The organism is Flavobacterium fryxellicola, assembly GCF_900143245.1.
Taxonomy (GTDB): Bacteria; Bacteroidota; Bacteroidia; order Flavobacteriales; family Flavobacteriaceae; genus Flavobacterium; species Flavobacterium fryxellicola.
The window spans coordinates 361,010-384,164 of the sequence record NZ_FRDK01000001.1 but is presented as its reverse complement, the minus strand read 5'-3'; the positions used below and the strand labels follow the sequence as shown (position 1 = coordinate 384,164).

General features: G+C 36.2%; 17 protein-coding genes. 4 read left to right on the top strand and 13 right to left on the bottom strand.

The features are described 5' to 3' along the window. Window positions 1–57 precede the first annotated feature (57 nt). Window positions 58–480: a hypothetical protein gene (locus BUA03_RS01630; RefSeq protein ID WP_066079191.1), complete on the top strand. Its 423-nt coding sequence runs from the start codon at window positions 58–60 to the stop codon at window positions 478–480. Window positions 481–670: 190 nt separating this feature from the next. Here the strand turns inward: BUA03_RS01630 and BUA03_RS01620 are convergent, their stop codons facing one another. The 5 genes from BUA03_RS01620 to BUA03_RS01600 all read right to left on the bottom strand — a co-directional run bounded on the left by BUA03_RS01620 (window position 671) and on the right by BUA03_RS01600 (window position 8,684). Further along, entirely contained in the window at window positions 671–2,899 is a 2,229-nt protein-coding gene (locus BUA03_RS01620) for a TonB-dependent receptor family protein (protein ID WP_066079196.1), read from the bottom strand. A 236-nt stretch (window positions 2,900–3,135) separates the two neighbouring features. Continuing rightward, complete coding sequence (locus BUA03_RS01615; RefSeq protein WP_066079199.1) at window positions 3,136–5,394, bottom strand: TonB-dependent receptor family protein; 2,259 nt, start codon at window positions 5,392–5,394, stop codon at window positions 3,136–3,138. A 122-nt stretch (window positions 5,395–5,516) separates the two neighbouring features. After that, complete coding sequence (gene feoB, locus BUA03_RS01610; protein WP_066076389.1) at window positions 5,517–7,619, bottom strand: ferrous iron transport protein B; 2,103 nt, start codon at window positions 7,617–7,619, stop codon at window positions 5,517–5,519. Beyond that, complete coding sequence (locus BUA03_RS01605; RefSeq protein ID WP_066076391.1) at window positions 7,613–7,855, bottom strand: FeoA family protein; 243 nt, start codon at window positions 7,853–7,855, stop codon at window positions 7,613–7,615. Before BUA03_RS01605 ends, feoB begins: the two co-directional genes overlap by 7 nt. Window positions 7,856–8,018: 163 nt before the next feature. Further along, a complete protein-coding gene (locus BUA03_RS01600) occupies window positions 8,019–8,684 on the bottom strand; it encodes an SCO family protein (protein ID WP_066076394.1) in 666 nt (221 codons plus the stop codon). A 136-nt stretch (window positions 8,685–8,820) separates the two neighbouring features. Between BUA03_RS01600 and BUA03_RS01595 the strand changes: the two genes are divergently transcribed. Further along, on the top strand, window positions 8,821–10,884 hold the full coding sequence (locus BUA03_RS01595) for a M13 family metallopeptidase (RefSeq protein WP_066079202.1): 2,064 nt from the start codon (window positions 8,821–8,823) through the stop codon (window positions 10,882–10,884). Between the two features lie 159 nt (window positions 10,885–11,043). Then, the gene (locus BUA03_RS01590; RefSeq protein WP_066079205.1) at window positions 11,044–13,107 is read left to right on the top strand and encodes a M13 family metallopeptidase; all 2,064 of its coding nucleotides are present in this window, start codon (window positions 11,044–11,046) and stop codon (window positions 13,105–13,107) included. A gap of 54 nt (window positions 13,108–13,161) precedes the next feature. On the opposite strand, the gene BUA03_RS01585 is transcribed toward BUA03_RS01590, so the two are convergent. From BUA03_RS01585 to BUA03_RS01565, 5 genes are all read right to left on the bottom strand, one after another. Beyond that, a complete protein-coding gene (locus BUA03_RS01585; protein WP_245792546.1) occupies window positions 13,162–14,103 on the bottom strand; it encodes a DMT family transporter in 942 nt (313 codons plus the stop codon). A 1-nt stretch (window position 14,104) separates the two neighbouring features. After that, entirely contained in the window at window positions 14,105–14,908 is an 804-nt protein-coding gene (locus tag BUA03_RS01580) for a Rossmann-fold NAD(P)-binding domain-containing protein (protein WP_066079208.1), read from the bottom strand. A 12-nt stretch (window positions 14,909–14,920) separates the two neighbouring features. After that, a complete protein-coding gene (locus BUA03_RS01575; protein WP_066079211.1) occupies window positions 14,921–17,230 on the bottom strand; it encodes a M28 family peptidase in 2,310 nt (769 codons plus the stop codon). Window positions 17,231–17,333: 103 nt separating this feature from the next. Further along, the gene (locus tag BUA03_RS01570; protein WP_066079213.1) at window positions 17,334–17,681 is read right to left on the bottom strand and encodes a hypothetical protein; all 348 of its coding nucleotides are present in this window, start codon (window positions 17,679–17,681) and stop codon (window positions 17,334–17,336) included. Further along, window positions 17,678–19,207, bottom strand: coding sequence for a bifunctional GNAT family N-acetyltransferase/carbon-nitrogen hydrolase family protein (locus tag BUA03_RS01565; protein ID WP_066079217.1), 1,530 nt, complete (start codon window positions 19,205–19,207; stop codon window positions 17,678–17,680). Before BUA03_RS01565 ends, BUA03_RS01570 begins: the two co-directional genes overlap by 4 nt. Before the next feature lie 185 nt (window positions 19,208–19,392). On the opposite strand from BUA03_RS01565, the gene BUA03_RS01560 reads away from it, so the two are divergent. After that, window positions 19,393–19,716, top strand: coding sequence for a single-stranded DNA-binding protein (locus tag BUA03_RS01560; protein WP_066079219.1), 324 nt, complete (start codon window positions 19,393–19,395; stop codon window positions 19,714–19,716). Between the two features lie 112 nt (window positions 19,717–19,828). Here the strand turns inward: BUA03_RS01560 and BUA03_RS01555 are convergent, their stop codons facing one another. From BUA03_RS01555 to BUA03_RS01545, 3 genes are all read right to left on the bottom strand, one after another. Beyond that, window positions 19,829–20,728, bottom strand: coding sequence for a histone deacetylase family protein (locus tag BUA03_RS01555; RefSeq protein WP_066079222.1), 900 nt, complete (start codon window positions 20,726–20,728; stop codon window positions 19,829–19,831). A 105-nt stretch (window positions 20,729–20,833) separates the two neighbouring features. Continuing rightward, window positions 20,834–21,463, bottom strand: a complete 630-nt coding sequence (locus tag BUA03_RS01550) for a chloramphenicol acetyltransferase (protein ID WP_066079224.1) — start codon at window positions 21,461–21,463, stop codon at window positions 20,834–20,836. Window positions 21,464–21,640: 177 nt separating this feature from the next. Further along, window positions 21,641–22,900 carry an OmpA family protein gene (locus BUA03_RS01545; protein WP_066079227.1) on the bottom strand — a complete coding sequence of 420 codons (1,260 nt, stop codon included), beginning with the start codon at window positions 22,898–22,900 and terminating at the stop codon, window positions 21,641–21,643. Window positions 22,901–23,155: the final 255 nt, after the last annotated feature.

Genomic DNA, 23,155 nt, shown 5'->3' with positions numbered 1-23,155 from the left:
TCTTTTTTTAAGATTGTCAGCAAAAGAAAGCGTAGTTTTATAGTATAAAATCAGCTTATGAAAAAGTCAATCCAATTTCTTTTTATTCTTTTCAGCACTTTTGCTTTGGCGCAAAGCATGCAAGCTCAAAAGCTCAAATACGTAATGATAGATCAAAAAGTATGTTCCAATCAAAAAGATTTTCAATTAGTTTTAAAATCGATTGTTACGGATTCCCGTTGTCCGGAAGGGGTAACTTGCATTTGGGCCGGAGAAGTAACCGCGGTTGTTTCGGTGTATAAAGATTCAAAATTAATTGAAGATGCAACGTTGCTATTCGCAATGAAAAATGAAAAAGAAAATAAAGAGTGGTTTGCTAAATACTTACCAAGGAAACAGAAGAAGATAAAAACCATGCAGGTGTTGCCGTATCCAAAAGAAGGAAAGAAAATTGATTCCAAAGAGTATTGCCTAAAAATTGGCTATTATAAACAGGATTAACTGCAACCACAATCGCCACTTCCACAATTTTTATCAGATTTTTTCTTTTTGAAAAAGAATTTTTTAATTAGAAAAGCTAGTGCGACGGCTAGTGCGGCAAAGGCTAAAATTTCTTGAATATCCATAATGTAAAAATAAGAAAAAGCAACCGATACCGGTTGCTTTTTTGAGTTAAACTAATGACAATTTTTTACAATTGTGCCATAATTCCAAAGTTGATTCCAAAAGGTTGCCCTGGTCTTAAGCCCGCAGGAACTCTTGAAACTGCATATTCTTTATCTAACAAATTGATTATATTTCCCATTACGCTAATGTGCTCGTTCAGGTTGTATTTTGCCGAAAAATCGATAATAAAATTAGAGGCAACTCTGTTGTTTGCTGGAATAGTTCCAGTACCAGCGACGGTCCTAAAAGCATCTACATATTTTCCGCTAACGGCAAAGTTGAATTTCTCGGTTTCAAATGCCGTGGTGATGGCAAATTGATTTTTTGCAATGTATGGAATTTCATCACCGCTTTCTACCGCGCCCCAAATGGTGCTGTTGAAATTATTTTTCAGTTCAGTGTCGGTCAATGTATAAGAAACAGTAACGGGTACTTTAAAGCCCTTTTCTCGGTTGTTAATTACCTCATAGGTAGCCAATATTTCAATCCCTTTTACGATGGCTTCTCCGGCATTGAATAAATCTCCAGTTCCAGCTCCTCCTCCTGACATCGAATCCGATCCTTGAAGATTTGAAAAATTGTTATAATATCCTATGATCTCTCCTTGTACTGCATTTTTGTTGAAACGAAAACCCAATTCTGTGTTCAAGCTGTTTTCAGCATCTTCGCCTGCTTTCACACCTGGAGGTGAAAAGCCTTTATGTACGCTGGTAAATAGGTTGTAATCGTCATTGATTTTATATAGAATTCCCATGCCAGGAATCCATACATTGATATTATTATTGGCTGTTGCCAAAGCGGTACCTGATCTGCTAACATCATTTTTTCCGTAATTTAAGGAGTTCAGTTTGATGTCTTCATAACGAAGTCCCGGTGTAAAAGTGAATTGATTAACAGTCAAATTGTAAAGAATATGTGCTGCAATAGCTTCTGCTTTAACGATAGCATTGGCATCGGTTCCTGGAGTTCCATTGCTGGTTCTGTTCATTACCCCATTTTGAATCGCATATCCATCAACCCATTGAAAGCGATCTTCATAATCCTCGTGGTAGCGAATACCAAAATCAATATCGTGTTTTGCTTTTGCAGTTTCAAAAGTGTAGTTCCCAACGGTTTGAATCCCTTTAGCTTCATACTTACGGTTGTTGGCTTTTACTAGCAAAGCATTGTCGCTAGTATTTTCAGCTCCAGTTACGGCTTGATATTCTGCATTGTATTTTGCAGGATCTGTCAGGATATTATTGATGCTCACCTTTGATGACCCTAGTTTTAAAGCGTCTAATTTATACCAGTTTCTTGCGAATTCGTTTTGATACGCTTTAGTGGTTATGCTAAAGTTTTTAGTAGGTCTTATGAAGTGCGTCAACATGATTTGACTATGTTCTGAATCGATGAAATCTTCGTTTGATCCTACGTATCTTCTGTAAGCATTTTTAGCATAATCTTCATCGGTTAAACCAAGGTAGGTTTCGTTAGCTAAGTCTTCGCTGTATTGAATTTTAGCAGTCAAAGATTGATATACTTTTGCATCAGCATCGGTATTGATTCTGAATTTTGCCACATAATCATTGGCTTGGAAACCTGCATTCCGGGAGCTATTATCAATTTTCTTAAATCCATCTGAATTTCGGTTGTTGTATTCTAATACGTAACCAAAGTTTTTACGTTCATCACCAATATTTACGTACGTCTTCTTCGTGTTAAAGCTCCCTATACTGGCTACTACACGTCCTGATAAACTTCTCGGAATTTGGGTAGAAACCATATTAATGGCGCCGCCTGTAGTGTAGGGTCCGTATTGAATCTGGCTGCCCCCTTTTAATATTTCAAAGGATTGCATTCTGCTTACAGTTGGGAAATAATACGCTGCTGGAGCAGAATAGGGTGCTGGAGCAATAAGAATTCCATCTTCCATTAAAGTGATTTTCTCGCTTCGATTAGGGCTAGTTCCTCTCATACCTATGTTTGGTCGCAATCCAAAACCGTCTTCTTCCTGAATTGTAACACCGGGAACTGTTCGTAGGATGCGGGAAACATCGTCGTAGTTGAAGGTTTTTAATTCTTTTGGAGAAATAAAATAAGTAGAGCCTGCTTTGTTTTTAGCTTTGAACTTACTTCCTATAATAGCATCAGTGGTAACGATAACTTCTTTCAAACTTTCAATACTGTCTTTTTGAGTTTTTGAAAGTTCTTTTTCTTGCGCAAACATAACGGATGTAACTAATAAAGAAGCTACAAGTAAATTATTTTTCATTTCTATTTAGATTGATTCTACGGTGCAAAAGTAAGGCACAAATCTTATTTAGACAAATTAAAAATAACATATATGCGATATTTAACTTTTGTCGACGAAGTTTAATATCATTTGCGTTTGAATGATATTGATTGTGTACTTATTAACCAAAAAAAAAGGAGTATAAACTTTTGCTATACTCCTTTTAATACTATTCAATTTTCAAACACGTTACTGTTGGTAGTTCACTTTTAGTCTTATAATTTTGCTCCAATAGAGATAAAGAATGTTCGCCCTTCACCAGGTAAAATACCAGGTCCAGGATACCCTCCAGCTCTTCTGGTGGTATATGCTTCATTTGTTAAATTATTAATTCCAGATCTAATATTGTAATTTTTAAGGAACTTATATTCAGCAGATAAGTCAAGCACTCGATAACCGTCTAGTAAACCAGTTACTCCATTTGCAGAAGGTGCTGTAGTATTATTAGCATCAGTATAAATCTTACCAGATGTTTTGTAATGAAGAGTGGATGAAAAATTATTTTTGCTCCAACTTATTCCAAAATTGTGTATGTATCGTGGCGCATTTTCTACTCTATTTCCAGAGAGATTTCTTTCCGAAATGACAACATTTGGTGCAGTTCCAGTGGCGTAATTAATTTTGAAATCGGTATAACGAGAGTCAATAAAACTAACGGTAGAGAAAATATCGATATTCCCAATAGTGTTTTCAATCTCTAAAAACCGTGTAACATTTAGGTTTACAAAACCTTCAATCCCTTTATTTACAGTTTCGCCCAAATTAGTTCTGTATAGGAAAGTGCCTTGGTTGGGGTCGTTGTTAACAAATTGTCTGACGCCACCAATTCTATTATTATAGCTCAGATAAAACAAACTAAAATCAAAATTCAGGTAATTTTTAATCGTACCTCTATAACCAAGATCTGCGTTGTAACCGCTAGCATCTTTTAGATTAGGATCGATTACATCCGTAACGGCAGGAGGGGTAATATCTGAGAATAATACGGGTCTGAAAGCTTGTGTAATATTCCCATATATATTCGTTTTACCTATTTTGTATTCCATTCCAAGCCCAAATAATGGTTGGTTGCGGGTAATTTTGTTATTTTGAAATGGAATATCATTTCCAGAGCTGATCCCAAATCTTCCATTTCCAGTTGAGCTAATATACTCATAACGAACACCAGGTATGACACTAAAATTATCGGTCAATTTGAACTGATTTTCGGCAAATAAAGCAATGTTTTCCGTGTTAAAGTTTAAATCTCGTGGATATTTACTTAAAGTCTCTAAATTAAAATCAGATCGTGTTGTTCCTGTACCTTCTTGCTGTCTTCGAGTATCAGCTTTGTAATAGCGTACTCCAAAAGCTAAGTTGTTTATGTTTTTACCAATGGTATAGCTGAAGATATTTCTGTTTTCGATACCAAAATTTTTGTAAAAATCGCGATCTACTCTTCTATTAGCGTAATCGTTAGTAGAGGGTTTAATGGCGTCAGCAATATTAGGTGTGGCAGTGAAACCGACACTATTTCTTTCTCCAATTAATCCAAATAGCTTAGTATTAGAGGTGAGCTTATTAGATATTTTGGTGTCAAAGTTTAGAGAAAATAAGTTCCATGGCGTACCAAGCCAGTTTCTTTCTCGTAATGATTGTCTTGGATTGTCTTTGAATTGTTGATCAGTTAAGCCACCAGCTTGCTGCATTTTGTAATCCATACTAGTATATTCTGCGGACAGTTTAGTATCTTTTGTAAAAGCATATTCCATAAACAGATGCGAATTTCTTACCTTATATTTGCTATTTTCTCTCCAGCCGTCAGCACTTCTAGAATGATTGTAAGCATAGTAAGAAAATTTATTGATCTTGCCGCCAATAGCATTATAGCTACTCATCAAGTTATAACTGCCTAACGTGTTTTGAGTCTCAAAGGTGAAGGGCTTTTTTTGTTCGCGCTTTAGTACATAGTTTATCATTCCACCAAATTGTGGTCCAAATTGTAAAGAAGCACCACCACGAACCAATTCAATAGTTTCAACTGCTTCCAATGGCGGATTGTAATAAGCTTCAGGATATCCAAAAACGTCAGATGAAATATCATAACCATTCTGTCTGGTGTTTAATTCCCAACTTCTATTTGGACTTAACCCACGAACGCCGATATTAATCTGAATTCCTGAACCATCATTTTCCCATACAGTGACGCCTGGAACTCTAGAGAAAACTTCGCGTGCATTATTAGTGGTTAAATTAGCAGTGAAACTAGATAGTTTTAAGACTTCATTTTTTTTGCCAGAAAAAAGTACGGTACCCTTTATTTCAGGTTGTCTTTCAGGGCTTTGTTGTAGTGGCGTTATAGCGACATTTTGTAAATTTATGACAGTTGCATTTAAATTTTTAATACTGTCTTTTTGGGTTTGTGAAAGCTCTTTTTCTTGTGCAAACACAACGGTTGTAACTAATAAAAAAGCTACGATTAAATTATTCCTCATTTTTATTTAGATTGATTCTACGGTGCAAAAGTAAAACACAAATCTTATTTAGACAAATTAAAAATAGTGAAATTATTAAATTTAACGTTTGTGGACCGGTTAGCCGTCCGGCTAGGGATCAATTATTTCAAAATCTGATAGGCGATGAGCGCCACTACGTAAGCAAAGCCGCTCATGAAAAGTAATTGTCCCACAGGCCATTTCCAGGAATTGGTTTCTTTTTTAGTGATGGCAAGTGTACTGGCACATTGCAGGGCAAAAGCATAAAACAGCAATAAGGATATGCCTGATGCGAAATTGAAAATTTTCTCTCCCGTAACCGGATTGACCTCGGCAGCCATTTTATTTTTTATGGTGACCTCATTATCACTCCCTCCGACGCTGTAGATCGTAGCTAATGTACCTACAAAAACCTCTCTCGCGGCAAAGGAACTTATGATTGCAATTCCTATTTTCCAATCGTATCCTAGCGGTGAAATAGCAGGTTCAATTGCTTTTCCCATGATTCCAATGTACGAGTTTTCTAGTTTTTGCGAAGCGACAGCATTTTCGAACTCGGCTGGTGGCAGCGGTTTGTTTTGGTTGTTTTCAATAACGATTTTTTCTGCATTATTAAATCGTTCTCCTGGCCCATAAGAAGCTAAAAACCACAATACGATAGAAATAGCAAGAATAATTTTTCCTGCGCCATAAATAAACGCTTTAGTTTTTTCAATCACATTGATTCCCACGTTTTTGAAAAGGGGTAATTTATAATTCGGCATTTCAACCACAAAGTAGGTTTTCCCTTTTATTTTAAGAATTTTATTCAAAATATATGCGGAGAAAATTGCCATTCCAAAACCGAGAAGGTACAATAGCATCAAGGTCATTCCTTGCATATTCAAAAATCCAAAAACACGATTGTCAGGAATTACTAAGGCGATAATAATGGCATAAACGGGCAATCTAGCAGAACAGGTGGTAAAAGGAGTTACTAAAATAGTGATTAAACGTTCTTTCCAGTTTTCAATATTTCGTGTCGCCATTATTGCTGGAATTGCGCAGGCTGTGCCAGAAATAAGTGGGACAACACTTTTGCCAGATAAACCAAATTTTCGCATGATTTTATCCATTAGGAAAACCACACGGCTCATATAACCGCTTTCCTCTAGAATGGAGATAAACATAAACAAAAAAGCAATTTGTGGAATAAATATTAAAATTCCGCCGATTCCAGGTATAATTCCTTGTGAAATTAAATTCGTTAAAACGCCAGCTGGTAATTCTTCTGCGGCTAATGTGCTCAATGCTGCAAAAGCACTATCGATAAAATCCATTGGAATTTTAGACCATTCAAAAATAGATTGGAAAATAACAAATAAGATTAAAAAAAAGATAACGTATCCCCAGACTTTGTGTGTAAGCACGCGATCTAATTTGCTGCGGTAATCTTTAGCAACGGAAGCATCAATTTTCAATCCTTGTTTCAAAACATCATTGATAAACTGATAGCGTTTTATGGTTTCTTTCTGCTGAAGTCGTTTTAAATCAGAATGTGATTTAGTAAAAGAACTTCTAATTTCATTTCGTTCTAAATTCAGGAAGTTAACGTCTTGTGTAATAACTAACCACAACTTATAAAGCAGTTGATTGGGAAATGCTTTGCGCAAGCTATTGAAGTAATCTGGATCGATTACGGAGGCATTCAAGCAAGGTTCCGTTGAAATGGTTCGGTAACTAACAATCAATTTTTTCAACTCCTCAATTCCGTATCCTTTTCTGGAACTAATGAGTGCAATCTTAGTTTTTAAATGCTCTTCCAGATACGGAATGTCCAGTGTGATCCCTTTGAACTTCATTCTATCTGCCATATTGATGACTAAGATAGTTGGAATTTCGAGGTCTTTTATTTGGGTAAACAGTAATAAATTCCGTTTTAAATTTTCCACATCGGTAACAACAAGTGCTACATCAGGATACAATTTGTCGTTTTTGTTCAGCAATAATTCAATGACTACATTTTCATCAATCGAACTGGCGTTTAAGCTGTATGTTCCAGGTAGATCTAGAATATTCGCCTTAATATTAGTGGGTAATTTGCAAAAACCGATCTTTTTTTCAACCGTAATTCCAGGATAATTTCCTACTTGTTGATTTAACCCGGTCAGCTGATTAAAAACAGAAGTTTTGCCTACATTAGGATTCCCGATCAAAGCGACGTTGATGTTTTGTTTGCTTACCATACATTGGTTTTTATAATGTCAACTTCAATTTCTTTGGCAGTTTCCACCCGAATTGCAACATGCGAACCATTAATATTCAAATACAGAGGATCACCAAAAGGAGCAATTTGAAGTAATTCTACCAGATTGCCAGGCAAACATCCCATTTCCAATAATTTTAAAGGAACGGCATCGATGTCAAAGTCTTTTATAATGGCTTTTTCACCTTTTTTGAGAGAATGGATCGTTGTTTGCAAAACTTATTTAGATTGAATTAAGATTGCAAAAATACACATTTTAAAGCAAACACAAATGATATATATCACATTTATAAAGTAATTAAAGCAAATGAATCAAGCTTAAAATAAAGGGTTTGCCCTTGCTAATTCTGATTAAATGATGGGTGAATGTGGAAGCATGTTATTCGTTACTTAAAAAAGTAATGTCCTCAATTAATCGTTTCATATCCTCTTTGTTAGTTCCGTCATAAAAACCACGCACTCGCCTTTTAGTGTCTACTAAAACAAAGTTTTCGGTATGAACCATATCGTACAATTCACTAGGTTTTCCTAGTTTTACAGCTAAATAAGATTTCCTAGCCATGGTATAAATTTCTTTTTTGTCGCCGGTTACTAAGTTCCATTTGGAAGCATCAACCTTATGTTTTTTGGCGTAAGCTTTCAAAACTGGAACGCTATCCGTTTCCGGAAAAACAGTATGTGAGAGCAATTTTACTTTTGGATTATGGGCAAAAGCTTTTTGAATTTCAGATAAATTGGTTGTCATTTTGGGACAAATCGATCCGCAAGTAGTAAAGAAAAAATCGGCAACATATATTTTGCCTTCGTAATCTTTTTGAGTAATAGTTTTTCCATTTTGATTGATAAAGGAAAAATCAGCAATAGTGTGGTACTTGCTTTTGTATTGAACAGTACTGTCCACTAATTCCGGATTTACATCAGCTGGATTGAAAATGGGAAGTGTTTTTTTTGGCTTTAAAGCCGAATAAAATAAGGATAAAACAATGATTGAAAAAACAATGAAAACGCCTAAAAAGAGACGGTATTTTTTTAAAAACTCTGACATGGTACTATTTTGATGTAAAAATACGAAAACGCGATTTATTTTAATTCAAATTAACACAATCTTATTCCAAGTAAAGTATATTCTTATTCGCTTTTTTATTAATAGCTTTGTGAGGTTAACTAAATAACTTAAAATAATGAAGAAAATAAGTAATAAGCAGTTGCTTTTTGTGATTCCCGCAATCATGGGTTTTGCAGTAAGTGAAGGTCAGACCACGCCGGCTGCTAAAGAACCGGGAATTAATGTGATGAACATTGATAAAAAAGTGAAGCCAAGCGATGACTTTTTTAGATATGTAAACGGGACCTGGTTGGACAAAACTGAAATCCCAAGTGATCGAACTTCATGGGGAAGTTTCAATGAATTATTGAAAAAAACGGATAAAGATGCGATGGATATCTTGAAGGAAGCATCTAGAAATCCAATGTATAAATCCACCACAGATCAAGGAAAAGCAATCAATCTTTTCAAATCAATTTTAGATACTGTTGCGAGAGACAAGCAGGGAATTAATCCTTTGAAACCGTATTTGGCTAAAATTGACGCCATCAAAAACACCAAAGATTTGCAAAAAGTCTTAAGTGAAATGGAACCAATCGGCGGTATTGGTTTCTTTGGAATTTATGTTGGGGCAGATGACAAGAATAGCAGTAAAAATTCGCTTTATGTAGGTACAGGATCATTAGGATTACCTGATAAGGATTACTATTCGGCGGATGATAAAGATTCTAAAGAGAAACGCGAAAAATACGAATTGCATGTGGCCAAAATGCTTCAGTTCATTGGTGAAAACCCAACAAAAGCTAAGGAAAGTGCTCGTAAAATTGTAGCGTTGGAAACGGCAATGTCGGCACCAAGATTAGATCGTGTGGAACAAAGGGACGGCAGATTGCAGTACAATCCAATGACCATTTCAGATTTGCAAAAAATAACACCAGCGCTGGATTGGAAGCAGTATTTCACAAGCATTGGTTTTACGAAGCTAGATACGGTGATTGTAACTGAGCCGCGATATATGAAAGCTTTGCAAACTATTTTGACACAAAATAAAATAGAGGATTGGAAAGAATACATGAAATGGACGCTATTGCGAGGTGCATCTAATCAATTATCATCTCACATAGAAGTGGCTAATTTTGATTTTTATGGAAAAACATTAACCGGAGCCATTAAGCAAAGACCGCGTGAAGACCGTGCTTTACAAACCGTAAATGGTACTATTGGAGAGGCGTTAGGAAAGTTATATGTAGCCAAAATGTTTCCGGCTGAAGCCAAAGTAAAAGCGGAAAAAATGATCAAAAATGTAGTTTTGGCGTACCAAAATAGAATAAATGACTTGTCTTGGATGTCAGCGGAAACGAAAGTGAAAGCCGTTGAGAAGCTAAATAAAATTGCCATCAAAATTGGATATCCTGATAAGTGGAAAGACTATTCGGCTTTGACAATTGCTAGTACAGAGGAGGGCGGAAGCTATTTTGAAAACGTAAAAAATCTTTCTCGTTGGTCCTTTAAAGAAGACTTGGACAAATTGTACAAACCAGTAGATAAAACAGAATGGGGAATGTCACCGCAAACGGTGAATGCCTATTACAATCCCTCGTACAATGAAATTGTTTTCCCTGCCGCTATTTTACAACCTCCTTTTTACAATTATCAGGCGGATGAAGCGGTAAATTATGGCGGAATTGGAGCTGTTATTGGTCATGAGATTTCTCATGGATTTGATGATTCTGGTGCGCGTTACAATGCGGATGGAAATCTTGTAGACTGGTGGACTGCAGAGGATCTAAAACAATTTACAGCTTTAGGAACCGCATTGGCAGACCAATACAGCGCCTTGGAACCATTACCTGGAATTCATGTCGATGGGAAATTTACTTTGGGAGAAAACATAGGGGATTTAGGTGGAGTTAATGCCGCGTACGATGGTTTGCAAATGTATTTAAAAGCCAACGGAACGCCGGAATTAATTGATGGTTACACCCCAGAACAACGGTTCTTTATTTCTTGGGCAACAGTTTGGCGCACTAAAATGCGTGATGAAGCGATAAAAAACCAAGTAAAAACGGATCCACACTCTCCTGGAATGTACCGTGCGTATGTACCTGTGCAAAACGTAGATGCATTTTATGATGCTTTTGACGTAAAATCGGGTGATGGAATGTACATTCAACCAGACAAACGCGTAAAAATTTGGTAGTCGTGTCAACGAGAGGAATCAAAAAATCCCATTTGCTCTTGATTTCCGAGCAAATGGGATTTTTTTATGTCAATTAATGAATTTTTGAAAAACGAAATTTAACAAAAACTTAAATAATTTATTGATAGCTTTGTAAGGTTAACTAAAAAACTAAAAAAAATGAAGAAAAACAGTAATAAGCGCCTGCTTTTTGTGATTCCCGCAATCATGGGTTTTGCAGTGAGTCAAGCGCAAACCACTCCTGCAGCTAAGGAACCGGGTATCAATGTAAATTACATGGATAAAAAGGTAGAACCAAGTAATGATTTCTTCCGTTATGTGAATGGAACTTGGTTGGATAATACGGCAATTCCAGCAGATAGAACCCGTTGGGGTAGTTTTGATGAATTACGTCAAAGAACCGATGCGGATGCTCTAGCAATTTTAAAAGAAGCTGCGACAAATCCAAGTTACAAATCGAATACAGATCAAGGTAAAGCGGTAAATTTATACAAATCTATATTGGATACCGTAGGAAGAAACAAGATGGGTATTGCCCCTTTAAAACCGTATTTAAAGAAAATTGAGGCCGTTAAAAATACTAAGGATTTAGAGGCTTTACTGATTGAAATGGAGCCTATCGGGGGTATTGGATTTATGGGTGCTGGAGTGGGAACAGATGCAAAGAACAGCAGTAGAAACGTGATTAATTTAGGTCCTGGAGGCGTAGGTTTACCAGACAGAGATTATTATGTTTCTGATGATGCCGATTCTAAAGAGAAACGGGCAAAGTATGTTTTGCACGTCGCTAAAATGCTGCAATATCTTGGTGATAAACCAGCCGTTGCTAAAATAAACGCGGAGAAAATTCTAGCTCTTGAAACAGAGATGTCCAAACCAAGGTTAGACAGAGTAGAGCGCAGAGACCGTCGTAAGTCTTACAATCCTATGACATTGAGTGATTTGAGTAAATTAACGCCTTCCATTAATTGGAATGCTTATTTTACCAAAATTGGTTTGGCTAAAGTTGATACCGTAATCGTGTCCCAACCCAAATACATGATGGCCTTAGAAACTATTTTTAAAGAAAATAAAGTAGAAGACTGGAAGGCGTACATGCGCTGGAGTTTACTAAACAGAGCTTCTAGTCAATTGTCAACTGAGATTGAAAATGCAAATTGGGAGTTTTACGGAAGAACGTTAACCGGTGCAGTAAGTCAAAGACCGCGCGATGAAAGAGCCTTGCAAACGATCAACGGTACGGTTGGAGAAGCTTTAGGTAAGTTGTATGTGGAGAAAAAATTTCCGGCTGAAGCCAAAGCCAAAGCGGAGAAAATGATCAAAAACATCTTCTTAGCTTTCGAAAATAGAATTAATAATTTGTCTTGGATGTCTGCAGAAACAAAAGTAAGCGCGCTAGCTAAATTGCATAAATCAAGAATTAAAATTGGTTATCCTGACAAATGGAAAGATTATTCAGCCTTGACTATTAAAAGTCCAGAGGAGGGCGGAACGTATTTTGAAAATTCTAAAAACATGGCTCAATGGCGTTTTGACGAAAACATAGCCGAATTAAACAAGCCAGTTGATAAAGAAAAATGGGGAATGTCACCACAAACGGTGAACGCGTATTACAATCCATCCAACAATGAAATTGTATTTCCAGCAGCGATTTTACAGCCGCCTTTTTACAATTACCAAGCAGATGAAGCCGTAAATTATGGCGGAATTGGTGGTGTAATTGGGCATGAAATATCACATGGTTTTGATGATTCAGGATCACGATACAATGCAGAAGGCAACTTAGTAGACTGGTGGACAGCTGATGATTTGAAACAGTTCTCAGCTTTAACAGGAGCTCTAGCAGCTCAATACAGCGCTTTAGAACCAATACCTGGAACCTTTGTAGATGGTAAATTTACTTTAGGAGAGAACATTGGAGATTTAGGTGGTGTAAATGCAGCTTATGATGGTTTACAATTGTATTTGAAAGAAAACGGTAATCCAGGATTAATTGATGGCTATACTCCAGAACAACGTTTCTTTATTTCTTGGTCCACCATCTGGCGTTCAAAAATGCGTGATGAAGCGTTGAAAAACCAAGTAAAAACGGATCCCCATTCTCCAGGAATGTACCGTGCTTATGTACCTTTACAAAACATTGATACGTTCTATAAAGCGTTCGATATCAAAGCGAATGACGGTATGTACATAGCTCCAGAAAAAAGAGTTAGAATCTGGTAATACAATTTAATACTTTTGAAGAATCCCATTTGTTGCGACAAATGGGATTTTTTTTTAGAGCTTTTCAGTACTTGTTTTTCGTTGTTTTCTCAACGAAACATTAACCATATACAATCCAAACAAAGTAACGCTTCCTCCTATTGCAATAGCCACATTTAGGGTTTCTCCAAAAATTAAAGCGCCTAACAAAACGGCAACAATTGGATTAATATAAGAATAAACAGTGCTGACGGCTGCAGGAAGATTTTGAAGAACATAAATAAAAGCGATGAAGGTAAGAATAGAACCAAAGAGTACTAAGTACGCAATCGACCACCACGAAATCGCTGGAATTTCGCTTAAAGGTACAGATATTCCGGTGGCGCCAGTATACGCAAAAATCAAAATACTAGACAAGAACATTTGTAAACCCAAACTAAAATAGGGATTAAAAGTGGCTGCTTTTTTCTTGGTGTATAAAGTTCCAAATGCCCAAGTTAAAGTAGAGATTAACGAAATTATAATTCCAAATCTGAAACTTGGAATTAAAAAGTCACTTAAATGGTCGTAAAAAATGACACAAACACCGCCAAAGCTGATAATTAAACCTACAACGGATAATTTGGACAAACGCTCTCCTCTAAAGAACGTTATAATAACAATCCACAAAGGAACAATCGCTGCTATGATGGCGCCAAGACCGCTGCTTATGTATTTAACTCCCCAAGTACTTAATCCGTTACTTAATACAAAATTAAGGATGCTTAAAATGATGATCGTTTTCCATTGCTTTCCTTTTGGCCAAGGCGCTTTTTTAAATAGAAAATAGGAAATGTAAAGGAAACCGCCTAGAAACTGTCTAATGGCTACAAGTTGCAAGGCAGGCATGTGCTTTACTCCTTCTTTGGAAGCAATCCAGGTGGTGCCCCAAAAAAAACTAACCCAGCACAAAGCCAATACAGGCAGTCCAATAGCGCTAACTTTCGACGAAACAACATTCTTAATTTTAGTTTTCACTTTACAAATTTGGTTTCGCAAAAGTATACTTTAAAACCGTTTCTACGCGATCACCCAAAATTATTTTTCCAACAGAAGTAGTGAAAGAAGTAAACTTTGGTAGGGGCAAATTCAAATCAACAGCTTTTTGTGTATAATACTTTTCACGAGAGGGATGAAAGGGCGCCACCGCATTAAAAGTTTCATTCCAAGCATTTGTAATTATAATTTTTTGAATGATACCAATGCAATCTTCTTGATGAATCAAATTGATTGGAGCTTCTGGATTAGCTAAATTTGCACGTCCAGCTAAAAATTTTACAGGATGACGGTCTTTGCCAATCAAGCCGCCAAAACGCACTATAGTTGTTTTAAAATTGATGTTTGTTTGCAAAAGCTCTTCTGTTTCCAGTAATTGCTTACCGCTTTCAGTATCTGGTTGCGGTATTGTATCCTCCGTAACTAGTGTAGCAGTATCATTATAAACAGAAGTAGAACTTATAAAAAGTACTTTTGTAACAACTGATTTTTCTATAAACGGAATTATATTCCTAATCTTGGAAACAAAATTCTCGTTCTCTGAACCACGAAGTTTTGGCGGGATATCGATAATTAAAATTTCGGAATTTTCCAGAAAATCAGTCACGTTTCCAGTAGTTTTATTCTCTGAAAGTGCAATTAAAAAAGGCTTGATCCCCTGCTGATCTAAAACTTTTAATTTATCCTCGGAGGTCGTTGATCCACTTACTAAAAAGTTGTTTTGTAGTAAGGCTTTCGCCAAAGGTAAACCCAACCAACCGCAACCTAAAATACTAATTTTTGTCATTATTACCTTTAATTATTGGATTGTTGAGCTGTCTTTTACAATTTTTGAAGTAGGATTTATAAGCGAAGGACTTAAACTATTGTCCACTATTACCGTACTGGGCTTTAATTTTTGTCTAATGACCACGGCATCGTTTAATACAAAAGGTGTAGGCATCATCCAGTTTTCTCTTTTAATTATTTCGAATAAAGGATTTGACATTAAATCAAAAGAACTTTCCAGTAGTTCCATATCTATAACCGTTGAAGCATTACAGCTAAATTGCATTTCCAAAGGTGTATTTCCAACCACATAATAACTCAATAATTTTTTTCCTTTACGTTCATACAGTGAATTTTTCTGTCCTAAAGTACTTACGCCATTTGCTTTGAAATTATGAATGGTCATTTTTTCATTCGCAAAAATATCATACCGATTGACATTTCGATTTGGAGAAATTCGTATTTTCAAATGCCTTTGATTGCCTATCAATCGGTCTTCTAGGAATTCGATAGTCGGTTTTTGAAGCTCTTTTTTAGGCGCTACTGCTGCATAGGTAAACCCAGAATTGTATTTACTGAATAACGGAATTTCATTTAAAGCGGCTGCTTCTTTAGGGTTTTCGCCTAAGTAGTTTTTGGTCCAGGAGTCCAGATTGGTGTCATAAGTGGCCCAACTGGCCTTGTCCGTGTCTGCATTATAAAGGTATACTAAACTGTTTGATTTCGCTTTACCAAATTCATAGCTGGATTCAGAATGTGCTTTCACAAAAAAGCCAATGGAGAGCACCAAAAATACCAAAGCCCAGATTCCCTTTTTGGCGAAAGCCCCAAAAACGGGAAGCAATAGTCCAAAAGTCAAAACGGTAAGAATAGCACTTCCAAACAATACTTTAAGGCCCAGACCAATGGGGAACATTTGGATAAATGGCGCGATGATGAGTAGCGCAGGAATGCTTAAAAACAGATTTACTATTTTATTCGATTTTTGAGTCACAATAAAAAGACCAAAAATAGAAAGGCCAAAGAAAATGGGAATAATCAAAAATCCCGCACCTGGTATTATAAAGGCGACAATTCCGTTGATGATAATCCACAGAAGTAAAGGAGCTACAAAGTGATTGATGGTTACCCGCCGTTGTGAAAATAAATGATAAAAAGCCATGCTTATCGCTAAAGCAAGCAACACAAAAGCGGCAATATAAGCGTGCCCGTTATAGGTAAATCCGTTGAGTAAATCGTTGTATTGTGGATAGGCAATCCGTAGGCCTTTCCATCCAAAAAAAGTGATTAGTCCACTTACAATTAGTGAGCCAAAAAGTGGAATAAATCCTTTTCCAATTTCTCGCAACGATAGAATGCGTTTGGCTCTTCCTAAAAATAATAGAAAAATAAATAAGACTAAGGCCAACAGAACCATTGGTAAAACCCAACTGAAGGGATAATTTATAAACGTGAATGGAAGGGTAAAATAAACATAATCTTCGCTGGCTTGTGTGGCGTTTAAATCGGTATTCGAAAAATAAAGTAACAATGGCATCAAGTAAGAACCTTGATGCGCTAAGGTATTTTTGTTTAAATGATCGAGGTTGTCTTGTGCGGTATGATAATTAAAATGGTCATCTATAAATGCGAAATTATAGCCTTGAATGTTACCTTGCTCCCTAAAAACGGTCAAGTCAGTATCGTTAGGTAACATTTTGTAAATGCTGTACATCAGCGAGTTTGAAACTGGAAAAGTCGTCTTTGCAGCAGCGAATTCTTTAACTAATCCTGCATTCCCTTTGTTGGTTTCCATCAGCATGTAACTCGGTCCAGAAGAGCCACGGGCTTCAAAATTTAGAACTAAACCTATTTCCTTTGCCCATTGATGTTGCGTCACAAAGAGAGCAGCACCATTTAATCCTAATTCTTCAGCATCCGAAAATAGAATAATGATATCGTTTTTATGTGCAGTCTTGTTGTATAGAAAGGTGCGAACACTTTCTAAAATTGTCGCAACACCTGAGCCAGCATCACTTGCTCCTGGAGAGTAGGAGTGCGGAGCACTGTCATAATGGGAAAGCAATAATAAGGCCTTGGAATTATTGGAGCCTTTTATGCGAGCCAAAATATTTTTTGACTTCACGAGGTTTCCCCAATCACTTAACGTATATCCTTCCTGAATGGAAGTTTGTAATCCTAACTTCTTGAGCTCTCTAATGAGATAGTTGGCGACCACTTCGTGATTTTGTGAACCTACATAATGTGGTTTATTTGAAATGGCTGCTACTAGGTTCGTGGCTCTTTTAGTCGAAAAATCAGTAAGAGAACCTTCGGTATCAGAAGTCCATTGTGGCAGCATCGTAAAGAAAAGCAGTCCTAGAATTATGGAGAGGAACAGAAGGACGAAAATGGAGGAAAAATCTTTTTTCATTTTTAGTGGGGTAGATTTTGGAATTACAACATTAAATATCTTTTTTGACTAGCATATAGAAATCATTATCCAAAACCATGTACCCTTGATCGTAGAGAAAATAGTAAGTGTTCCCTGTTTTAGTTTGTAGGATATTTGTAAAAAACTGAAAATCAAACCCTTTGCTAAAAAGTTTTGATTTTGTAGTTTTTGATTTTCCTTCGGTATTTAGTTCAGATAGAATGCGGTAATTCTTGCGCAACTTATTATTGATGTTGCGCATAAAATTAGTGCTGTCTTTATTTATTTTATTATTGTAGGCATTGCGACAACCGTCGGTGCAAAACTTTTTGTCCTCGCGGCCTACAATTTTCTCTCCGCATTCTAAGCAGGTTTTCATGGATTTATTTTTTTGATATCGTACAAATCTGTTCTGCGGTCTTTTAGAATTCGAACGCTTCCATGCTCGTGAAGTTCTTTTAGTAAATCTAAATCTACATCTACGATCAGCGTCATCTCGGTATTTGGAGTGGCTTCTGCCTTGATTCCGTTACTTGGAAATGCAAAATCCGAAGGGGTAAACACAGCGGATTGCGCATACTGGATATCCATATTGTTCACCTTAGGAAGATTTCCGACACAGCCAGCTATGGCTACATAACATTCGTTCTCTATAGCTCTGGCTTGGGCACAATGCTTGACTCTGGTATAGGCGTTTTGGGTGTCTGTCAAGAAGGGAACGAATAAAATATTCATGCCCTCATCAGCCATTAATCTGGATAGTTCAGGAAATTCCACATCATAACAAATCATAATGCCTATTTTTCCACAATCGGTGTCAAAAGTCCTGATTTGTGATCCGCCCGTCATTCCCCAATGTTGAACTTCATTTGGAGTCACGTGAATTTTAGCATACATCTCTGATGTTCCGTCTCTTTTGCATAGAAAGCCTACATTGTATAGCGTGCCGTTTTCTAAATATGGCATGCTTCCCGTGATGATGTTGATATTATACGAAATGGCTAATTCTTGAAAGCGTTTGCGGATTGGTTCTGAATGTTTGGCCAGTTCTCGTATTGCTTCTGCTTCAGATAAATGGTTGTAATCGGCCATTAAAGGCGCGGCAAAAAGTTCTGGAAATAATGCAAAATCACTTCCATAACCAGAAACGACGTCAACAAAAAATTCGCATTGTTCGAATAAAGCTTCCAGATTATTCAGTTGACGCATTTGCCATTGAACCAACCCCAATCGAATAACACTTTTTTCTAGGTTTATCAATTTGGGACTTTCATCGTAATAAATGTTATTCCATTCTAGTAAAACTGCAAATTCCTTAGAATCGGTATCGCCTTCTAGATAATTTTTCATCACTCTGATCACGTGGAAATCATTACTCAACTGAAACGAAAGAACGGGATCATGTAATTCTTTTCTTTTTACCTTTTCAATATAATTTTTGGGAGTGAGTGTATCCGCATGTTGACCGTAATTAGGAATCCTTCCAGCAAAGACAATGGCTTTAAGATTGAGTTGTTCACATAATTCTTTTCGGGCGTCATACAATCGTCTTCCCAGACGCAGTCCTCTGTAATTAGGGTGTATAAAAACGTCTATACCATATAACACATCTGCTTTTGAATTGTGTGTCGAAAAAGTATATTTTCCAGTTATATCTGAATAGTTATGATTTTTGTCGACTAAACTTTCATCAACAATTAGGGATAATGCAGAACCTACTACTTTTCCATCTACTAAAATTACTAACTGCCCTTCAGGGAAAATGCTTAATAATTTTTCTATATGGTGTTCTCTCCAGTAGGAACCAACCATTTCTGGATATGATTCTACCATAGATTTTTTTAGCTCTTTGTAGTCATCAATTTTCAGATTTCGTAATTCTACCTTGTTTATTTTGGCTTGCATAATAATATGATTTTTAACAAATATAACTAAATTAATCCATTTACAAACGGTTACAAATAGTTACAACCGAAAGTAAATAGTTAGCAACCGAATAAAGATTTGAACCTGTTGCATCTTTGCCCTGTTGATTCGAAAGAACGTTTTAACAAACAAACTATAAACACTAATATATAAATTTACACGCCATGAAAAACAAAGTACAATTAATCGGAAGAGTAGGTCAAGATCCTGAAGTAAAAACATTAGAAGGAGGAAAAAAATTAGCCACCGTAAGCATCGCCACAAATGATGTCTATTACAAAGAGAACGGCGATAAAGTAGAACAAACCGAATGGCATCGGGTTACTGCTTGGGGGAAAACAGCGGATATTATTGAAAAATATGTATCTAAAGGAAAGGAAATTGGTATCGAAGGAAAACTAACCCACAGAAGTTATGACGATAAAAACGGCGAAAAACGCTATGTAACTGAAATCGTTGCTAATGAAGTGTTGCTTTTAGGAAAATAGAATCCATCTTTTAATTGCACGGATTTCTCCGAAGGAAGTTCGTGCATTTTTTTTGCACCTAAGCAAGGAAATATTTGAATTTGAGACTACATCTTCTGATCGTTCAAATATTTTAGAAAATATCTTTTGCAGCTCTAAAGGTATTGGCGTGGGCTTCAATAATCGTTTTTATATCAGGAGAGTAGCCACCACCCATAGAAACCTGCACAGGAATTTGGTGTTTTGAGCAAAGTTCAAAAACCAGTTCATCTCTTTTTTTACAGCCTTCCACGGAGCAGCCTAGCTTCCCTAATTTATCAGTAGCTAAAATATCAACTCCCGCTAAATAAAAAATAAAATCGGGCTTTTGAGTTGCTATCAATTTCGGAATTACACTTGCAATGGTATGGAGGAATTCCTCATCCGTTGCACCATCGTCGAAAGCAATATCTAAATCAGAGGTTTCTTTTTTGAAAGGATAATTTGTTTTGCCATGCGTAGAAAAAGTAAATACATGCGGATTGTTCTGAAAAATGGCAGCCGTTCCATTTCCTTGATGTACATCTAAATCGATGATTAGGATCTTTTTGGCTAGTTTGTGGTTTAACAAAAACTGAGCAGCAATAGCTTGGTCATTTAACAAACAAAAAGCTTCTCCATGAGTAGCGTACGCATGATGCGTTCCGCCTGCTATATTAAAAGACACTTTTGTGTCAAATGATTTTTGAGCACCAGTGATGGTTCCTTGTGCAATTATTAGTTCGCGTTGCACTAGTTCTTTAGACAATGGAAATCCAATTTTTCTTGCTGCCTTTGCATGTAAGGTCAGATGCAACAAATCATTTACATAGTCTGGTTTGTGAATGGCTAAAACAGAATCTAAATCACATTCTTCAGGTTCATAAAAATCGGATGGTGAAGCGGTCCCTTCGAACACTAATTGTTGCGGTAGTAATTCATATTTCAACATGGGAAAACGATGTCCCTCTGGTAACGGATGCTGATATATAGGATGAAATGCTATTGGAAACATAAAGAAAATCTTTTTATTAAAGTTACATCTTCGACGCAGGTGAAAAAAACGCGGGTGTGTACGCGCTTTTAAAAGTTAATTTGGTAGCGTATTCCAACCTATTTTTTATTGATTCATCAACTCTTGGAAACAATCCACAAATTGACCGACATGGAAACCATCCATCAAGCCGTGATGCACATGAACAGACATTGCTATGGTTCTTTTTCCGTTATCAGCAATTTTCATTTTTCCAAAAGAAATTTTAGGACAGCTATCCGGAAATGTATAACTTCTGGCATGCGATAACGAGGTGAAATCCAGCCAAGGAATCGCCGAAAAGTGAATGACATTATCATCGTCAAAGTTTCGGGTAAAGAGTCCAGTCGTGGTCTGGATTCGTTCTATTTCTTTGGTGCTGCTTGCTGCGAAAACTGAAAAATCAGAATTGTATTCCATTAAAGAAAATCCAAAACTGCCATCTTCGCGGCCAATAGTAGCCGAAGCATTGATTTGATCACAAACGTATATTTGATCATCTGCAATTCGATACCGAAAAGATTCAATTGTGTTTACTGCTCTTAAAGTTTGGTATAGATAATAACTGAAAAAGGAGGTCTTTAAGATTTTCGCAGAAGCATAAGCTTTGGTGCAATCAATTTCGACGGTGGCACCAAAAAAAGGTTCTTCGAATTGTTTAAAGAATTGAAAATGTTCTTTTCTGTTCCAATTTTCTAGGTCTAAAAGTGTTCTCAAGAGGATAGGATTTTAATTTTTTCAAAAGTACTTCTAATCTTCTTAAACCCGAAATTCATTTCAGGAACTTTTTAGGCCTACAAATGTAAATTAGGATTTTACTAAACTATAAATTAAGTACAAAAAAAGCCCTAAAAGAAAATTCCTTTAGGGCTTTTTGTTGTACTAAAAAGTAAATTATTTTACTGTGAAAGTAACTCTTCTAACCAGTTTTCTAGCACTTTCAGAATCTTTGTTTACTGAAGTATCTTCACCAGCAGCAATTAAATTCAATCTTGATGCATCGATATTAGCTTTTACTAACGTGTTTTTAACATTTTTAGCTCTTGCATTAGATAATTTGTCATTGTATGCAGATCTTCCTAATTCGTCAGCATGACCAATAATGTCCACGGAAGCGGAAGGATTGTTTCTCAAGTAGGTTAAGATAAAATCAGTTCCTTCTGTAGAAACATTAGTTGGAGTAGTTTTGTTAAAGTCAAAATAAACAGCAACATAACCTCCATTAATTAAACTTTTAATTAGTTCGTTATCATAAACTACTGTACTGTTCCCAGTTTTGCTAGCATAATTCTTTAAGATGTAAGCTTCAGTTTCGTCTGGAACATTATTGTTGTTTTTATCAATTGATCTTCCTTTGGTATCAACCAGCGCTCCTTCAGGTGTATTTGCTTCTTGATCTAAATAATCAGCTACGCCATCTTTATCAGTGTCTAACATCGAAGTTTCGATGGCAGTAATTTTTTGTCTTAACTCTTCGATTTCTTTTTCGTTGTCAATCACCCAGTCCGCATGTTTTTCGTTTTTACCTAAATAAACGGTTAAACCTACCGTACCGTTAAAAAGAATTCCTTGAAAACCACGTGCTTCAGGCGTAAGGCTCGCTCCGTCAAAAGCAGTTCCTTGGCTGAAATTAACAATCGTAGTAAAATCTCCGGTTAATGCCAGTCTGTTGCTTAGTTTAATTTGTCCAGTTACACCAGTAATAAAGTTACCCATCTTGTCTTGGATTTCATTGTCTTTATTTCTTAACTGTGCATACCCAAAACCAGTATGTGATAACAAACCAATTGATTTGGTCCAACTCTCAAAATTCAAAATTCTTCCTAAATTAGTAACGGCTTGTAAATTAGCTCTGTAATAATTTGTTTCGAAATCAATAGATTCTTTTTTTGCTTGGAAGCTATTGTATCCTATATCCGCTTTCAAACCAAATTTGTTGTTGAACATGTATCTAACGCCAAGATCTGCTACAAAAGCACTTGGTGTAGACGTAAAATATCCAGGAGTCATTGGTTGCTGTGGTTTGTTGACACCGCCCGCAAATTCAATAGACCATTTGTTATAATCCATTTCACTACTTTTTACAGGTTCAGTTTGTGCACTCATTGTGTTAATAGCTGCACCAAAAACTAGGCTAAGTATGATTCTTTTCATGTGGTAATTTTTTAATTTTTTACAAAACTACAGCACAAAGTTTGATGATAAATTTTAAAGCGTAAATTATATAACGATTCGTTTTAATTCTATAAAAACACACTGTTCAGTGCGTTTTTATAGAAATTATTGTCAGATTTTTGATAATTTTAGTGCTTTTTTCAATTTTAGACTCTTTGTCTTTTTATGTTCAAAAACCAGTTGAACGAAAGATTTTATTTCAAATAGGGATACTAAACAATCGTATAAAATTTT

What these genes read in the sequence shown, in the direction of transcription:
- BUA03_RS01570 (WP_066079213.1), bottom strand. Translation starts at nt 17,681, where the DNA reads ATGAAAACCTGCTTAGAATGCGGAGAGAAAATTGTAGGCCGCGAGGAC.
- BUA03_RS01555 (WP_066079222.1), bottom strand. Translation starts at nt 20,728, where the DNA reads ATGTTTCCAATAGCATTTCATCCTATATATCAGCATCCGTTACCAGAG.
- BUA03_RS01560 (WP_066079219.1), top strand. Translation starts at nt 19,393, where the DNA reads ATGAAAAACAAAGTACAATTAATCGGAAGAGTAGGTCAAGATCCTGAA.
- BUA03_RS01620 (WP_066079196.1), bottom strand. Translation starts at nt 2,899, where the DNA reads ATGAAAAATAATTTACTTGTAGCTTCTTTATTAGTTACATCCGTTATG.
- BUA03_RS01600 (WP_066076394.1), bottom strand. Translation starts at nt 8,684, where the DNA reads ATGTCAGAGTTTTTAAAAAAATACCGTCTCTTTTTAGGCGTTTTCATT.
- BUA03_RS01545 (WP_066079227.1), bottom strand. Translation starts at nt 22,900, where the DNA reads ATGAAAAGAATCATACTTAGCCTAGTTTTTGGTGCAGCTATTAACACA.
- BUA03_RS01580 (WP_066079208.1), bottom strand. Translation starts at nt 14,908, where the DNA reads ATGACAAAAATTAGTATTTTAGGTTGCGGTTGGTTGGGTTTACCTTTG.
- BUA03_RS01630 (WP_066079191.1), top strand. Translation starts at nt 58, where the DNA reads ATGAAAAAGTCAATCCAATTTCTTTTTATTCTTTTCAGCACTTTTGCT.
- feoB (WP_066076389.1), bottom strand. Translation starts at nt 7,619, where the DNA reads ATGGTAAGCAAACAAAACATCAACGTCGCTTTGATCGGGAATCCTAAT.
- BUA03_RS01615 (WP_066079199.1), bottom strand. Translation starts at nt 5,394, where the DNA reads ATGAGGAATAATTTAATCGTAGCTTTTTTATTAGTTACAACCGTTGTG.
- BUA03_RS01595 (WP_066079202.1), top strand. Translation starts at nt 8,821, where the DNA reads ATGAAGAAAATAAGTAATAAGCAGTTGCTTTTTGTGATTCCCGCAATC.
- BUA03_RS01575 (WP_066079211.1), bottom strand. Translation starts at nt 17,230, where the DNA reads ATGCTGCCACAATGGACTTCTGATACCGAAGGTTCTCTTACTGATTTT.
- BUA03_RS01565 (WP_066079217.1), bottom strand. Translation starts at nt 19,207, where the DNA reads ATGCAAGCCAAAATAAACAAGGTAGAATTACGAAATCTGAAAATTGAT.
- BUA03_RS01590 (WP_066079205.1), top strand. Translation starts at nt 11,044, where the DNA reads ATGAAGAAAAACAGTAATAAGCGCCTGCTTTTTGTGATTCCCGCAATC.